The following is a 15,530-nucleotide window of genomic DNA, read 5'->3' as shown; positions in this document are numbered from 1 at the left end:
GTCGGCTGCACCGGGGTCTGCGGGCGCCTGCGGCTGCCCGGCGTCGCGGCGCTCAGTCATCGGCCTGCGGCTGCTGCAGGGCCTTCAGGAAGGCGCGCGACCAGTGTTCGACGTCGTTCTGCAGGATCTGCCGGCGCATGGCCCGCATCCGGCGGGTGGCCTCGGCCGGCGGGATGTTGATCGCCCGGATGATGGCATCCTTAAGCCCGTCGATGTCGTGCGGGTTGACCAGGATGGCCTGCTTGAGCTGGTCCGCGGCGCCGGCGAATTCGCTGAGCACCAGCGCCCCGTCCACCCCCTTGCGGGAGGCTACGTACTCCTTGGCCACCAGGTTCATGCCGTCGCGCAGCGCCGTCACCAGCATCACGTCCGCGGCCAGGTAGAGCGCCACCATTTCCTCCACCGGGTAGCTGTGGTGCAGGTAGCGGATGGCGGTGTTTTCCAGGGTGTCGAACGTGCCGTTGATCCGGCCCACCGAACCTTCGATTTCCTCGCGCAGCAGCCGGTACGACTCGACGCGCTCGCGGCTGGGCGAGGCCACCTGGATCAGCACGGCGTTCTCCACGTTCAACTTGCCGTCTTCCAAGAGTTCGCCATAGGCCTTGACCCGGTGCCGGATGCCCTTGGTGTAGTCCAGTCGGTCCACGCCCAGCAAGACGGTGTCGGGGTTGCCCAGCTCCTGCCGGATCTGCTCGGACCGCGCGATCACGTCCGGCCGGTGGGCCAGTTCGCTGATGTGGGCCACGTCGATGGAGATCGGGAAGGCGCCGGCCTTGCAGAGGCGGGCCCCGCCGTCGTTGTTGACCACCTGGACCTGCTGCTGGCGCACATTCAGGCCGCTGAAACGCCGCACGCAGCGCAGGAAGTTGCTGGTGTCGCTGGGGCGCTGGAAGCCGACCAGATCCGCCCCGAGCAGGCCCTCAATCACCTGCCGGCGCCAGGGCAGCTGGGCGAAGATCTCCAGCGGGGGGAACGGGATGTGGTTGAAGAAGCCGATCTTCAGGTCCGGGCGCATCTCGCGCAACAGCTTGGGAACAAGCTGCAGCTGGTAGTCCTGCACCCAGATGGTCGCACCCTCGGCGGCGATCTCCGCGGTTGCTTCGGCGAAGCGCCGGTTGACCGTTTTGTAGCATTCCCACCAGGCGCGGTGGAACTCCGGCGGGGCGATCACGTCATGGTAGAGCGGCCAGAGCGTGGCGTTGGAGAAGCCTTCGTAATACAACTCGACGTCGTCGGCGCTCAGGGTCACAGGAACCAGGTGCATGTTGTCGTGGTCGAACGGGTCCACTTTCTCGTCCGGTACCCCCGGCCAGCCCACCCAGGCGCCGTCGGTCTTCGCCATCACTGGGGCCAGCGCCGTCACCAGCCCGCCGGGCGAGCGCCGCCAGGGACCCTGACCGTCGTCCTCGGGGGCTCGGTCCACCGGCAGGCGGTTGGAGACGACGATCAGGTCGTACTCCCCGTACTGAGATCCTTCTGCTTCCTCACCGTTCATCTCTGCGGAATTCGCCAACTGACCTCTCCTTTGTGTATACCGTCCTCTTCATGACTTTATAAGGAATGGCAACCCGAGGCTTCCCCTGAGGGCGCTGAAACTGTAAACGTGAACGCGGCCACTCGTTCCGCGCGAACATTGAAGTTGCAACTAAACTAGAGCTGTAGTGCCCTGCCTGGGCGAAGCAGACCAACAAGACGCGAGGATCCATGGCTACCCAAAACAGCCCTAAGTCGACCAAGGCCGAGCGCACTGCTGCGGCCCGCGAGAAGGCCCGCCAGATACGCGAAGAGCAGCAGAAGCGCGAAAAGCGGAACTCGCTGCTGGTCAAGGGCGGGGTGGTCGTCGCTGTCCTGGTGATCATCGCGGTGATCGCCGGGGTTGTCATCACCAACCAGCGCGGGCAGGTCGCCGACGCCGGTGCCGCGCCGGCCCACGGCAACGAGTTCGGCGGCTACACCATCACCCAGGACGGTCTGGAGGCCACCGAGCCCATCCAGGTCGACGTGAACAACATCCCGGAGCCGGCCTCCACCGAGGGCGATACCATCGTGCCGCCGGGCGTTGCCGCCGCGCCCGAGGGCGAACCGGCGAACATCGTGGTGTACGTGGACATGGGTTGCCCGGTCTGCAAGGACTTCGAAGGACAGTACGGCGGGTACCTGACCGACCTCACCTCCTCCGGCGAGGCAACCGTGGAGTACCGTGTGGCGACCTTCCTCGACCGCGTCTCCACCACCAACTACTCGTCCCGGGCAGCCAACGCCGTGGCCTGCGTGGCCGACTCCCACCCCGAGGCCTTCAACGGCTACCTGACCCAGCTCTTCGCGCAGCAGCCGACGGAAGGCGGGGCCGGGCTGGACAACGCCACCCTGACGAGCATCGCCGAAAGCGCGGGAGCCACCGACGTAGCCTCCTGCATTGACGACGGCGAATTCCGCCCCTGGACCGCGTTCGTCAACCAGACGTTCAACGAATACCAGGTCGGCGGCACCCCGGCGGTCTTCGTCGAAGGCCAGAAGTGGACGAACTCCGGCAACTTCCAGGAGTTCGCCCAGGGCATCATCGACGCCCGCGCCTAAGCCATCCGCCGGGCTGGTCCCGGCCGGTTCCGGGCGGCGGCTGCTGCGGTTTCACGCAGGGCCGCCGCCTGGGCTAACCTTATCTAGCCGGTTTTGTCCGGCACGCTGGCTCTGCGGCCAGCACGCCTCCTTAGCTCAGTTGGCCAGAGCACCTGTCTTGTAAACAGGGGGTCGCCGGTTCGAATCCGGCAGGGGGCTCCACCTAACCCCTTCTGATCAGGCAAAACGCCTATCAGGAGGGGTTTCTTCATGGACCAGAAACTGCGCGTTACACGCTTACAACACGCTTTTGCTCCGCGATGCGACAGCCGTCCGCCATCGGCCTGCATAGAGAGATCACAATGAACGACGTTGAGAAGACCATGGGACCGAGCACGGACCACCGCATGCCGGAGCAACTGCTCACCCGCAAAGAAGTAGCTGACTGGCTCCAGATTTCGCCGAAGACCTTGGCCCATTGGAGCTCATGCGGTCTTGGCCCGAGGCCGCTGAAACTGCATGGGTTCGTCCGCTATGAGCGATCCGCAGTACGCGCGTGGATCATTGCGGCCGGGTACGCGAAGGCGGCGTCCTGATGGCGCGCGCTGCGCTGCCTATCGGTGCCTGGGGCACGATCGGCGCCAAGAAGGATGAGAAGACCGGAAAATGGCGGGCGTCCTGCCGCTTCCGCGACTTCGATGGGGTCACCGATCGCACGGCAGAATGGCGGCGACCAAAGGCAAGTCTGAAAACGCTTTGCTGGCAGCCATGAGAGAGCGCCAAGAGCAAGGGCGACAACCGGATGAGAGCGTCACCTTGGGACAGGTGGCCGAAAGATGGTTGGCGAGCATCAAGCCTAGTCCGATTCTTGTCGACAGCATCGGCAATCAGATCTCCGAGATCGAAGAAGGCTTGCCGCGTCGGCAGACCTGGGACCAGTACGAAGCCATCGTTCACGACCACATTGTGCTAGCTATAGGCAACCGTTACGTTCGCGAAATCAGACCCTCAAACTGCGACGCATTTCTCCGCTCGCTGGTCGTAGATGATAAAGGTGCGTCGAACGCGCGCACTAGCAGGACAGTCCTGCGCCAGATCATGTTTTACGCCGTTCGACACGATTTGTACACCGCCAACAACCCGGTTGCTGAGGTTAGTCCGATTCCCAACCGGCAGAAGCGACCTCAGGCTCTGGATTCTGACACCTTAACCGAGGTAAGGGCTGCCGTCCGCAACTGGCGTATCGATCCTGGCCTGCCCGGACCACGTCCGACGAGCACCCTTTCCGACGTAATCGACGTGTTGTTGGGCAGCGGGGTTCGTATGGGAGAAGCGCTGGCACTTCGCTGGGAGGACGTCGATTTGACCGGCAATGTGGGGAAGGTCATCATTCGCGTCACGATCGTGGAGCCTGGAAAGGGGGCGAAATACCGGCAGCCCATTCCTAAGACCCAGGGGGAGGTCGCGTCATCCCCGTACCGCGCTTCACAGTTGATGTGCTGCTGCGGCGCAGTATTGACTCTCCCGCGGCGAACTCTGCACAGGCCGTGTTTTGGTCCAGAAAGGGCCACCTATATGCAGGCGTTCGGCGGTCGCTGCGGGCTGCATTGCAAAGCAGCCGGTTTTGACTTCAAGACAGTTGTATCGCCCATGCGTTCCGGCGCACCGTTGCGACCCTGTTGAACAGAGAAGTGACCGACGGTGCTGCAGTTGAGTTGTTGGTGCATGCCGACGTGGCAATCACGCATCAGCCCTACATCGAAAGGCTTCGCGAGGTCGGCGACTACCGCAGAGTTCTGCAGCTTCTCGCCCCTGATGTCTAAAAGAACAAAGGAACGTTTGACCACTGACCAAAGTTTGCACCGCCGTTTGCGACATTCTAGCCATGACAGATCATCGTAAGGAACGAATAACGGTGTTACTGGGCGCGGGTGCCTCAGTTAACGCCGGAATTCCCGCTGCGGTAGACTTAACGCGGGTAATTACGGAGTCGATAGACGCTCCTATTCATAGACATTGGGGTGTCACCCAAGCCTTGAATATCGCGATTGGAGCCATGGATGCCCACGACACGGCCAAGGGAAAGGCAGCTTTCGCAGGCATCGATGTAGAGCGGATTTTCGCTGCCAGCGGATGCTTTCGTAAAGGGACGACTTTGATATTTCGCCTTTTGTTGCTGCCTGGAATCAGCATCTGGATGCGTTGGGATCGGGGGAGACTCCGCCGTTCTGGGGGAAAGGCGGCAGCTGCTCGGGCCGCTGCGTCGCCAGGAACGGCTGGCACCCGAAGGAGCGGCCCTGGTCGCGGACCCAGGTGAGCACATCGGAGAGAACCCGGCGAGCATGGAGAGCTCATCGGAAATGAAGGACACATGGCGGCCCTGTTCCTGCCAGCCGGAGCAGATCCGCTTGACCGCGTTCCGCATCGAATACATCAGCAGTGAGGAGATCTGCTGGTTCACAACGTCGGCCAGGACGGCGCCGGTCGCAGACGTCCGGCGTTGATGATGACGGAGCGGTGCCCTTCAAGGATCTGGTCCCAGCTGACCTTCGGGCGGGCCGGGGACCACCACTGTTCGAGCTCGGCCAGTGACTTGATCTTGTTGAACGGTGCTTCCTGCAGCCATGGGTAGCATCGGATCTGGGGATTCTTCGAGTAACAAGTGCCCACGGGTGGCGGCTCCTGTTGTCCGGCAGTGGGCAGCTTGATGCCCGCCGCTGCGCTGTTTTCCTGACCGCTAATAATTTGCCAAACGATCTGGCGGGTTCTGCGGGCGGAATGGCGGGTTACCGATCGAGAACGCTGCAGCGCGCGGACCGTTGAATTCCTGCCCACCCGTGCCGATGAGGGGTCTCGGACAACGGCGGTATACACGACACAGAAGGGCTGTTCACCAACCCTGTCGGGCATGGTGCAGGAGCGCTAGCGGAGTACCAACGGGATTTGAACTCTCAGCCGTACAGGTGCGCGACGCACCGCTCCACGAGGGTCGTCGGCACCTCGAGGCGCCTGGCGATCTCGTCGGCGCCGAGTGCCTTCGCAGCCTCGTGTTCTGGGAGCTCGAGACGGGGTGCGACTTCGGCGACGACCTCCGCGACGCGCCTGATCACCGTTAGTGAGCCCGGATAGGCGGAGGGCTGCAGTTGCGGTCCCGTATGCAGCATCAGCAGGTTCTGCAAGCCAGGCCAAGCGAGTGCGGCTACACCAATTGGACGGTAGCGCGGCACATCCCGTGGCGTCTCAGTCGCCCGCTGCATTGTCCGTGCAGGCAGGGGCGCCTCGAACTCGAACGGCCGCCATAGCAGCCAAGGTTTGCAGGCGTACCGCTCGCCCGACACGGTCTCGACGAACGACCCGGCGGGTATTACTTCGGGATCCTCTCGGTCTGCCGCGAGCAGCACGTCCAGGAACGCGCTCAGCATCGGCGGCATGTCGACCGTTCCGGTGACGCCGCTCTCCGGCACGACCCGCCCGAGGGCGAGCACATCGGGCATGTCGCCGAGCTTGTCGTGCAGGCGCCGGATGGTCGCGACCAGCCGTGGTCCGCTCCGGTCGGCTGACGTCGCGTCTGGATGCGCTGCGAACGCGGTCGCGGCGAAAAGCTGAGCGGTCAGCGGCGTCCGCGGAGTGAGCATCCGCGCCGCGTCCTCAAGCAGGTGCCGCGGCGCCCCACGGCGCAGGATTGACAGCGCGACTTCGACCGTTTCGGTCTTCGAACTGATGTCGTCATACGCCCGGCCCGGCGCGAGCAGATGCATCGACATGCCAGCGACATTCGGTCCAGCCGGGCCCTGGGGTACGAACAGCAGCGTTTTGCTGTCCTTCGCGGCCCACGCGGCATGCTCGGCGGGCTGCGCCCCCAAGTGCTTCCACCGCACGCGGTAGGCGCCGGGTTCGATGTCCAAGCGCCATCCGACGGCGCGGGGCGGCTGGTCAGCTGGCCTGTTCGTGTCGAAGACAGGCGTGGGCAGAGTGATGGGTTCGCCATCAGCTCTGGTGATCGTGGGTGACTGGTCGAGTTGCGCCATCTCGTGCCCCGCCAGGCCGTGCAGTACGACCATCAGCGCCGACCGACCCGGTGGCGGCTTGGGTCGGCTGAGCTCATGGGCGAGGTGACCGTGGGTCTCATTCGCCGCCAGGAGTCTGCGAACAGGTGCGGCGTGGACGAGTGACACGTCGAGGTCCACCTCGTTCTTGCTTCCAGGCCGCACCAGCAGATCACGTGAGGCGCTGGTGCCCTCTAGGCCGGCGACAACCGTGTATGCGCCGGGTGCCAGAGACGCATCCACGGTGCCGAGGCCGCTCGCACCCGGCACCGGGCGCAAGAAAGCGTCGAGCACCTGGATGTCGGCGCCCGGCGACGCGATATGCAGCGACCCTTGCTCAGAGTTCGACATCGCGATCTTCCCCCGCGATCGTGAAGACGCCGTCGTTAGCGAAACCCGCCGTGTCCATCTCCCGGCCGGCGTGCTGCATGTACCAAGTGCCGTCATAGAGCCAAACAATCCACGCGCCATCGACCGGATCCCAACTCTGTGTGGTTCCGTCGGGCGCAACGAGTTCGACCTTGCCGCCCGGCCGGCGCCGGAACGAGATGCGCACCCTTCGGCGTTCGCGTCCTGGCGGAGCGACGACACCACCGTCCGCACCTGACTTCAGACGCCGTCTTGGCGGGCCGAAGGTCAGCTCACCTCTCTGCCGGGGCTCCGGTACGGACTGTGCACGATCGGGGCCGAGCCTTGCGGTGCGCTCCGCCACGATGCGTCGGGTATAGCCGATCAGGGCCTCGCCTGAGACTTCACCCGTCATACGGTCGGCGGCCGCTCCCTTGAGCCCGTGCATCAGGGCGTAGCTGAAGTGGCCACGCCACTCATCGGGATCGCTCGTGGGATCCTCGAACGAACGCTCGCCCGCGCTGGTCGCAAGGGCGTATAAGAACCGGACCGGTTCCGGAGCCTCACCGGGGCGCCGGAACCCCGGTCCATCGGGATTGGCCAGCAGCTCGAAGCCGCGGCAGAAATCCCCGAAGATGCACAATTCGGCGAAGAGCCCGTCGTCCTCGAACCACGCAAGGTACCTGCGCAGGTCAAGGTTGGTGGGCCGATCGATCTCGGCCTTCGCGTCGAGCAGTGCACCGTCGCCGCCAGAAGGCATGATGCCATGGCCCGCGACGAAGAAGTAAAGGCGGGATTGCTTGCGGCGATCGCTGTACTGCTCCTCGGGTCCCGCCTTGAGCTTCTTCCGAAGATCCTTATACGATGCCCACAGAGCGTCGTCAATAAGCTCCTTCGTGGGTCGCGCGTCGCTGAGGCCCTTCGGAAATGGCCGCTTTGTGATGACGAGGTGCACATTCTCCTTCGGCAGCCCCCCCTGACGTGCGGCGGTGAGCCACGCCGCGAACGCTCGCGCGTCGGCGACCGGGCCGTTTAGTGTGGATAGTCCCCCAGGGTACCTATTGATGCCGACGACCACGGCGTAGTGGTACGGGTTAGCACTCACAATCGCTCCAGAATCACCACTCGCGCACGATGCCTGCGATGCTCTCGATCACGAGTTCGTCGTTGTCGAACGCTCCGTGGCTGCGCGCTGCCGCACGGAAGCCGGGCACCGCGCCCGCTTCGCTGGGCGACAGCACCATCCGATCATTCACGGCAAGGTAAGTTCGGATCTCCTGCAGCTTCGCAGAGGCCTTGAGCGGCGAGGCGAGCACGCGCTTCACGTCATCGAGGTCCTCCTTGTCGAGGTACCGCGACAGCCCAATCAGCGGCACCAGCGCCGACTTCTCGTCGCCGTCGCGCTCGAGCGCGCCCGAAATGAGGTAGAGCAGGGAACGCGGATAGACTGCGCCGGCGACCCGGTCGGCCCGTTCGCTCGTATCGTCCATGGTGAAGATCCGGAGCCGCTCGACCATCGGCTCGACGATCGCGATGGTCTCAGCAAAGTGCGTGGTCGTCGCTGCGGGCGCGAGAAACACGACCTGGAACTTTGTCACCTCGGGTAACGGCGTGTCGTTCTCGCGGCGTCGGCGCGCGACATCCCGCAGCAGGTTGTTGATGAATACGGCCCCGGCTGAGTGGCCGACGAGGGTGATCTTGACGCCGCCGTCGGCGGGCAGGTGCTGCGCGAGCGCGTCCAGGAAGAGTCGCCCGCCGCGGTTGACGCTCGGCCGGAATGTGTCCTCGGTCTCCTTCTTCATCGCATGCCAGAGCGCACCACCTGCCTCGCCGACGTAGAACGCCCGCAGCAACTCCTCAACGACCGTCGGGTAGACGCCGCTGTCGGTGCCGTTGCGGAACCGAGCAATGACCGCGCCCAGGACTTCAAAGGCTTTACGCCCGAGGGCGATGATGCTGAGGTCGCCGCGTGCGCCGCCCGCCGCCACTCCTTTGCCTACCTCGTCGAGGACCTCAGCATCCATACGCGTCGGCATCGGGGGCACAGTTGGGACGGTGTCACGGGCGCCCGGCCGATTCATCGCCATATTGTGGGCAGCCAATGCGCCGGCCAGCGCGTTCTGGAGTTCGGTGTCGATCAGGATGTCGCGAAGGAACCTCTCCTCGTCGTCCTCCGTGAGCGCCGCGGTGTGATCCGTCGGCTCGGCTTCGAACGGTTCGTCGCCCTCCTCCGGGGCTTCCAGCCGTCGCCGTTTCGCCAACTGGTCGCGCACCTCTTTCGGGGTCGGCAGCGCTGCACCGCGTCCGCCTTCGGGGACGCGCGCCTTGCCCACCGCCCATGCCACGACCCGTCGGAGTAGCCGCTCGAACAGGTCCTCCTTCGCGATCTCGAAGAGATTGTTGCGGATGATCTCGAGCCAGCCCGATCGCCAGACGAAGAAGATCGGATATACGCCGATGTCGGTGAATTTGCCAGTCAACCGATTCGCGTTCTTTGTGCCGTCCGCTTCGGTAACGAGCCCGCCGTGGAAGTACACGACGACCCTGCCCTTCGCGACGGCATCGCGAACCATGTCTTCAGCGTCGCCTGGCGAAGGGCTCTCCAGCTCGCCATCCTTGCCGGTGCGGATGATGTGCCCTGCCATCGTCGGCCCCTTCCCCATGAACCACTCCGGCGCCCTACTGGGCGGGCAGCTCTGGCTTCACGCCCAGCGCGCCGATGTGGCGAGACCTGCCAAGCTCTGAGCCAAAGCTCGCTTACACTGAGACTACTCTGCGGCGAAGTGTCAAATCCATCCCCCCGCATTGACTCAAAGAATATGCGTGGCGTTGACTCAAAGGACATGCACGTTCATCAGGCATCGAAGAATCACATGGGAATGCGCGTAGTGGTGCGCCTGTCCGCTCCGGTTCCCGGCTGAGGTAGGCCTCCGGTCTATGGTCGGACGTAGTCGTACCGTCGGCTGAAAGCCGGGATGTCATCCAGCCGGCGTCCGGAACGTTGGGAAGAGCTAGCGCGGCCCACCTCTCGCGCGCCTTCGAGCGGTTCGCATCCACACCGGACCAGTGCTACTTCCCGGTCTGGGACGGCTACTCGGGACTGCTGGCCACCGTCACTGAAGGTGCAACAGTCACAGTCCCGCCGGACCGCAGCATGAAGGTTTTGCGGGGCAAAGTAACGGACGCAGTTGAAACCGTCGACGATGCCAGCGACCGACTGCCCATGTGTTGGCTGCCAGCCGATGGCGCGTGGTGCGTCGCCAATGTCGCCGGGACAGCTGCCGCTGTCGCCGCAATAATGAGCGATCCCCAGCATGAAGCGTATTGGGCGCGACCGGGGATGCTGCTCGCCGGAAGACTGATTCGTCTGCTCGGCTTCCGCGGCTGCGACCCCGCGATCATCGCTCATGGAAAAGCCACTGACAGTGGCCTGCGGCTTGCTTCTGTGCCTGGGACCTAGACGGCTTCGACTAGGAACCGTGCGATCAGACGCCGAATCCACTCGTTCGCTTCTCAGGCCAAGACGGTCGATCAATCGACGGCCAGCGCCGTGACCTCGCGGACACTCGTGAACGAGGTCACCGGCTGCGTCTTCGAACCGTGGAACAAGGGCCTCCGCGAGCAGTGCCAGGCAGTCTAGGCGCCGACCGGTGAGACCGCCATCTAATGGCGTCCCTTTGTCCAGCTGCCACGCCAGCAATCCGCATGAATATCCCTGTCTGAGCTCGCACGGTGCCGCTCATCAGCGCGTACCGCACCAAAGTCGACTTCATCCGCGGCGACCCAGGAGGGCGCTCGAACACACGATGGCCCCGGGTGCGTCGGGCGTGGCACTAGCGCCGGACGGATCGGTTCCGGTTGTAGCGGGTGTGGGCGGCGTTGACCTGGTTGATCCAGAACTTCTCCTTTTCAGCGGGGGAGGCCCCCAGATTGAGCGGCATTTCAGGCATTTCCTGAGCCAAGTTGAAGAACCCGGTGCCAGCGTTGTTGGCCCCCTGATATAGCACGAGCGCGGACAACATGAAGCCGTCCTCATCCACACTTCTCCGTGCAATTTCGCCGAGCAGGCGGGCCACGGCGGAGCGTCCGTCCGGGCTGCCGAAGTCGAAACCGAGCTGGCCTGTGTCCACCATGAGCCGCCGGTTCAGTGCCGAGTAGCTGGTGGTCGTCTGCTGTCTGGCTATCTCCTGCAGAAACCTGTGCCCGGCGTCGACGAGCTGTCCCCACTTTAAGTCCGTGTGTCCGTACATTGCTCCCCCTCATGTCGTGGCTGCCCATAGCCTAGCGGCAGCGGTTAGCGCCCGGCAGGCCTCGGCAGCCCCATACCGTGTAGCCCAGACGCGGCGTCCGCGGCGTCCGTCTTGATGTACCCGAGGGACCTGCTCATGCCCGAAATTCGGTCGGAAGTAGTTTCTGACCCACCTACGCAGGCTTCCGGCCACCCGTGTCCCACAGGATGGTGGGTCAGTAAAACGCCTAGTCAGACGCGGTTTTTAGGTGACAGCACGGGTTTGTCCCACCCAAACTGCGGGGTACATCCATCTAAGAGAGAAAGGGTATATGTTTGTTAGCTACGAGCAAATACACCTGGTTTTCTATATGTATACGCTTTGAATGGGAACCAGCGGGAACTTGTCGGTACTCTGGATCCATCATCGGCCGCGTTGTGGCTGATCAAAAGGTATTGCAATGAAGGGCCGGGAAGCACCGGGATACCCTGTCTTGTAAACAGGGTATCGCCGGTGCGAATCCGGCAGGGGCTCCACGCACCCCTCTCTGACAAGGCTAAACGCTAGTCGGAAGGGGTTTTTTCGTGCTTCGGCAGCCTTGAAACACGCGCTTGGCACACGCTTTCCGAAGGCACTGAGGCTGTTGTCTGGACCTCAAGGACCGGCAGATACGTGCAGGCCAATCCGCTGAGGCTGTGGCTGCTTCCGGCCCTGATCCCGCGGGGGACCTTGTCCACGTTTCTGAGTGCACCTGACCTGGTCAATTCGTGCTTGCCATGGTGCCGCCGCTGGCCTGCCAGCAGACTGGTATAGCCTTCTTCTCAGCTTGACCCTCCCGACAGAATGGACCAGTTGTGCCGACTGAACGACTTCACGCACAAGCCGCGGATCAGAGGACGGGCAGGCTCGCCCTGGGACTATCTCTCCTTGGCCTGGCACTATTCCTGGCCGGCCTGCTGCTGCCGACGCTTTGGGCCCTCCTATGGGCGTCTTTGCTGCCGCTGCTGGCGGGCCTGATCACCGGCCTCATGGCACTCTCGAAGAATGCGGGCAGGAAACCGGGAGTCTGGGCAATCGTCATCGCCATGCTGCCCATCCTGGCCGCGGCCGTCTTTGGTGCGCTGGTATGGATGGCGCTCTCCAGCGTTTCCTTCCTTTAGCAGAAAGCCCCGCACCGAGTGCGGGGCTTCTTTATGCAGCAAAGGAACTCGCCTCAAGCGCCTCAAGGGTCATGGGAGCACGAGACCCGCCAACGGGACTGTCCCTAGGCTAAGCTGCCTTGGCGGCTTTCACCTCTGGGCAGGGCCATTCAACGAGCCGGACGAAGTTGCCATCCTCGTCATAGCAGCAGTCCTCGCAGATCGCCGGTGCGGGCAGTTCGTCGCAGGCGTCGCAGCGACCGCACGAGTTGGGATCCATATAGTCGATTCCGATGCCGCGGGAATGTGTCGTGGCCATCTCGTCCTCCTTTTCTCCTTCTGAGGTTGCTGCCAACCTAACACCGGCCTCTGACAGGATCGGAAATTTCAACCGGCGTTGCCGGGACCGGCCGGGATTCGCGGTACACCGGAGGCAAAGCGCGAGTTGTTTATGGCGACGGGCGACGGGCGACGGGCGACGGGCCCCTGGCCCCTGGCCCCTGGCCAGGGGCCAGGGGCAGGTGTGAGGGGCGAGAAAAGGCATCACGGAAATCCCTCCGCCGTCGCCGGAAGGGCTTTAAATTGAGGCGGCGCGGGGTGCCGCCGTCAACGATCCCCAGACCAGCGCCTCAACCCATTGTGTGCCCGCCCATCGACGCCTACCCTAAAAAGCCAAGGGTAGGAGTTGGCCATGGAAGTCACCCTTTTCGTTATCGACCTCGTGCTTGCCTTTGCCCCTTTCATGGTGCTGGCGCTCGTGCCGAATCGACGGGAAGGCCGACCGATGGCACCGCACCGTCGCTCCACTTCCGGATTGGCAGCTTCCCGCCGGGCCAGGAAGAAGGTAGTCCCGGAAGCGGCCGGGAATCCACTCCTGCCAGCGCCGTCGGGTCTCGGCGCAGGAACCGCGGCGACAGTGCGCCTGCGGCCAACCCGGCGGCCCACCCGACCGAGGTTCCGCCGCGACCCAGGACGTCACGCCCGGGGGCCGCGATAAACGCGAGCATGGGGCCCGCGTGTTGAAACAGCTTCCATGGTGCTCACGGTTGTTTGCCTTCTGCACGCTCAGGAGCCCCTGAACGGCGGAACCGATCTCTGTCTGCGGCCTCTTCCCTGACCGCGAAGACTATTGATCCGGGGACCTCCTATTTCCCTTCCGTTTGCTCCACCCGCTCTGCTCCACCTTCATATGCCCGTCGCTACGGCGTGTCCACCGGGATGGGATTATGCGTCTGCCGTAGACATGAAGGGACATGGAGAAGAAGAACCCCCTCGCACTCGCCGGCTTGGCGCTGGCCGTCCTGCTGTCCGCCTGCACCTCGCCCGCCGAAGCGGATCAGCCCCTGGTCGCCCCCACCGTCGAGGTGACCGGCAGCCCCGAGCCGACCCTGGTTCCCGAAACCACGGAACCCGCCGAGAAGACGGAGGAGCCCAAGGCGCCGCCGGCGCAGGAACCGGAGGAGGAACCTGCCGCCGGCACCGCCCTGCAACAACTGGATGGCATCGCGATTAAGGGCCGCGCCCCAAAAACCGGATACTCGCGTGATCAGTTCGGCGACGGCTGGCTGGATCCGGACCGCAACGGCTGCGATGCGCGTAATGACATCCTCCAGCGCGATTTGGAATACACGGTTCTCAAGGCCGGCGGCTGTGTGGTCACCTCAGGGGTGCTGGCCGATCCTTTCACCGCCACGACCATTGACTTTGTCCGCGGCAACAAGACCAGCACCGCCGTCCAGATCGACCACGTTGTCGCGCTCTCGGACGCCTGGCAGAAGGGTGCCCAGCAGCTGGCGAAGAACCAGCGTGAAGTCTTCGCCAACGACCCGCTGAACCTGCTGGCGGTCGACGGACCCACCAACGGCTCCAAGTCCGACGGCGATGCTGCGACCTGGCTGCCGCCGAACAAGGCGTTCCGCTGCGAATACGTGGCCCTGCAGACCGCCGTCAAAGCCAAGTACGGACTCTGGATGACCCAGGCCGAGCACGACGCCATCAAGAACATCCTCTCCAAGTCCTGCCCGGACCAACCGGTCCCGGCCGACGGGGGAGTGGACGTGCCCGTGGCAGCCGCGCCGGCGGCACCCAAGCCCGCTCCTGCGCCAAAGCAACAGCCTGCGCCGGCACCTGTCCAGGAGGCGCCCGCAGGCGGGAACGTGTTCTACAAGAACTGCACCGCTGTGAAGGAAGCCGGGGCGGCCCCGATCCGGGCGGGCGACCCCGGCTGGGACACCAAATTCGACCGCGACGGCGACGGGGTCGGCTGCGAGAGCTGACGAGAACCGGCGAGAGCCGACGGGGGCGGTTGAATCGCCCGGCACATGGTTTTCCCCGAAGGGCCAGACACCGCAGCGGTGGCAGGGCGATCGATCAGTAGCGGCGCCGCAGTCTCATCCGGAGGGGGCGGCCGTCGGGGTCGAAGAGAAGGCGGTAGGCCGGGGCTGCCAACCGGCGCTGCCAGGGTGATCCCTCTGCCGGAGTATGGGTGCGCAGCCGTCCTGGCGGCGGTGGCACCAAGCGGCCTGCACGATGCCAGGCATCGAGCTCGTCGGCGCTTGAGCGGATGGCGCGGACCGCCTGCGGGGGATCGAGGAGGTCGGCGTTATCGCCGGGGACGCGCCCCAAATGTTCGCAGAGTAGCCGCAGGCGCAAGTCGCGGGCGAACGGGCGGGCACCGTCACCGAGTTTTGCCGGGTCTGCCGGGTGCCTCGGGTCGCGCTGTTCGTCGAGAACGGCGGCCGTGAGCTCGGAATCGTGGCTCCATGATCGCCGGTTCAGGTTGGCGCTGCCCACGGCTGCCCAGACGTCGTCGATCACGCAGACTTTGGAGTGGACATAGATTGGCCAGCCCCGCCCGTTTTCGATGTCCAGCATCAGCACCCGGTCGCCTCCGGCGTCGTGCACCATGCGCCAGGACAAACCCTGGCCGAACAGCGCCGGCGGAACCTTGAGCCTGCCCTCTTGGTCCGGGAAGCGGGGACACACTGCGATGACATGGAGGCCGGGATTGCGGTGCAGGGCTTCGGCGAAAACCCGGCCGACGTCGGCGGACCACAGATACTGGTCCTCCACGTACACCAACTGTCGCGCTCGCCGCAGCGCCTTCGCGTAACCGCGGGCCACGCTGCGCTCGCCGCCGGGTGCGAACGGGTACCCCGGCGAGCGTTTGGGGTATGTGCGCAGCAACTGCACGTCGCAGCCGCCCGCGGCAG

At 64.4% G+C, this 15,530-nt stretch carries 13 protein-coding genes and 1 tRNA gene; 6 read left to right on the top strand and 8 right to left on the bottom strand.

The annotated features are described in order from the left end of the window. Positions 1-52: 52 nt before the first annotated feature. Positions 53-1,495, bottom strand: coding sequence for an alpha,alpha-trehalose-phosphate synthase (UDP-forming) (gene otsA / locus AC5RV2_RS07905; RefSeq protein WP_494091912.1), 1,443 nt, complete (start codon positions 1,493-1,495; stop codon positions 53-55). A 209-nt stretch (positions 1,496-1,704) separates the two neighbouring features. On the opposite strand from otsA, the gene AC5RV2_RS07900 reads away from it, so the two are divergent. From AC5RV2_RS07900 to AC5RV2_RS07885, 4 genes are all read left to right on the top strand, one after another. Further along, positions 1,705-2,577 (top strand): DsbA family protein, encoded by an 873-nt coding sequence (locus AC5RV2_RS07900; RefSeq protein ID WP_494091911.1) that lies wholly within the window; start codon positions 1,705-1,707, stop codon positions 2,575-2,577. 124 nt (positions 2,578-2,701) lie between these two features. Next, positions 2,702-2,778 (top strand) — tRNA-Thr (locus AC5RV2_RS07895). Between the two features lie 140 nt (positions 2,779-2,918). Next, on the top strand, positions 2,919-3,152 hold the full coding sequence (locus AC5RV2_RS07890; RefSeq protein ID WP_494091910.1) for a helix-turn-helix transcriptional regulator: 234 nt from the start codon (positions 2,919-2,921) through the stop codon (positions 3,150-3,152). 127 nt (positions 3,153-3,279) lie between these two features. After that, on the top strand, positions 3,280-4,239 hold the full coding sequence (locus AC5RV2_RS07885) for a tyrosine-type recombinase/integrase (RefSeq protein ID WP_494091909.1): 960 nt from the start codon (positions 3,280-3,282) through the stop codon (positions 4,237-4,239). A gap of 774 nt (positions 4,240-5,013) precedes the next feature. Here AC5RV2_RS07885 and AC5RV2_RS07880 read toward each other — a convergent pair. The 5 genes from AC5RV2_RS07880 to AC5RV2_RS07860 form a co-directional block, all read right to left on the bottom strand. Beyond that, a complete protein-coding gene (locus tag AC5RV2_RS07880) occupies positions 5,014-5,226 on the bottom strand; it encodes a hypothetical protein (RefSeq protein ID WP_494091908.1) in 213 nt (70 codons plus the stop codon). 281 nt (positions 5,227-5,507) lie between these two features. Then, positions 5,508-6,953 carry a hypothetical protein gene (locus AC5RV2_RS07875; RefSeq protein WP_494091907.1) on the bottom strand — a complete coding sequence of 482 codons (1,446 nt, stop codon included), beginning with the start codon at positions 6,951-6,953 and terminating at the stop codon, positions 5,508-5,510. Next, on the bottom strand, positions 6,940-8,028 hold the full coding sequence (locus AC5RV2_RS07870) for a caspase family protein (protein ID WP_494091906.1): 1,089 nt from the start codon (positions 8,026-8,028) through the stop codon (positions 6,940-6,942). The genes AC5RV2_RS07875 and AC5RV2_RS07870 overlap by 14 nt, the downstream gene beginning before the upstream one ends. Before the next feature lie 40 nt (positions 8,029-8,068). After that, positions 8,069-9,595 (bottom strand): hypothetical protein, encoded by a 1,527-nt coding sequence (locus tag AC5RV2_RS07865; RefSeq protein WP_494091905.1) that lies wholly within the window; start codon positions 9,593-9,595, stop codon positions 8,069-8,071. A gap of 1,188 nt (positions 9,596-10,783) precedes the next feature. Beyond that, entirely contained in the window at positions 10,784-11,200 is a 417-nt protein-coding gene (locus AC5RV2_RS07860; protein WP_494091904.1) for a hypothetical protein, read from the bottom strand. Between the two features lie 833 nt (positions 11,201-12,033). Between AC5RV2_RS07860 and AC5RV2_RS07855 the strand changes: the two genes are divergently transcribed. Continuing rightward, complete coding sequence (locus tag AC5RV2_RS07855) at positions 12,034-12,339, top strand: hypothetical protein (RefSeq protein WP_494091903.1); 306 nt, start codon at positions 12,034-12,036, stop codon at positions 12,337-12,339. A 109-nt stretch (positions 12,340-12,448) separates the two neighbouring features. Here the strand turns inward: AC5RV2_RS07855 and AC5RV2_RS07850 are convergent, their stop codons facing one another. Then, positions 12,449-12,637, bottom strand: a complete 189-nt coding sequence (locus tag AC5RV2_RS07850) for a hypothetical protein (RefSeq protein ID WP_494091902.1) — start codon at positions 12,635-12,637, stop codon at positions 12,449-12,451. Positions 12,638-13,571: 934 nt separating this feature from the next. Here AC5RV2_RS07850 and AC5RV2_RS07845 point away from each other — a divergent pair. After that, a complete protein-coding gene (locus tag AC5RV2_RS07845) occupies positions 13,572-14,594 on the top strand; it encodes a GmrSD restriction endonuclease domain-containing protein (RefSeq protein WP_494091901.1) in 1,023 nt (340 codons plus the stop codon). 94 nt (positions 14,595-14,688) lie between these two features. Here AC5RV2_RS07845 and AC5RV2_RS07840 read toward each other — a convergent pair. After that, positions 14,689-15,530, bottom strand: an 842-nt coding sequence (locus tag AC5RV2_RS07840; protein ID WP_494091900.1) for a phospholipase D-like domain-containing protein, incomplete at its 5' end; no start/stop codon positions are given.

It is taken from the genome of Arthrobacter sp. Y3225116 (assembly GCF_059091245.1).
The sequence above is the reverse complement of the archived record's forward strand: the minus strand, read 5'-3'. Positions and strand labels throughout refer to the sequence as shown.